The organism is Pseudovibrio sp. POLY-S9 (genome assembly GCF_001431305.1).
Classification (GTDB): Bacteria; Pseudomonadota; Alphaproteobacteria; order Rhizobiales; family Stappiaceae; genus Pseudovibrio.
On the sequence record NZ_LCWX01000181.1, the window covers coordinates 1 to 251 of the forward strand.

Sequence of the window (251 nt, forward strand, 5' to 3'; positions counted from 1 at the left end):
TTCAAGTTCACCTGCTCCATGAACAAGTCCATCCCGCTGCTGTATAATGCGCTGGTCTCCGGTGAGATGCTGCCTAAATGTGAAGTCAAATGGTACCGTACTAATTCTTCCGGCAAGCAGGAGCATTTCTTCACCACCTCCTTTGAAGATGCGCTGATCACCAACATCGAGTGTGGCCTGCCACATTGTCAGGATCCGAAGAATGCTGACTTCACTCAGCTGATCACCATTGAACTGTCTTACCGCAAGAT

1 protein-coding gene is annotated in these 251 nt (G+C 49.0%); it reads left to right on the top strand.

The window, feature by feature from the left end:
- Window positions 1–251 (top strand): type VI secretion system tube protein TssD (tssD, locus tag PPL9_RS18175; protein WP_152986749.1); only part of this gene is annotated, 251 nt, incomplete at both ends.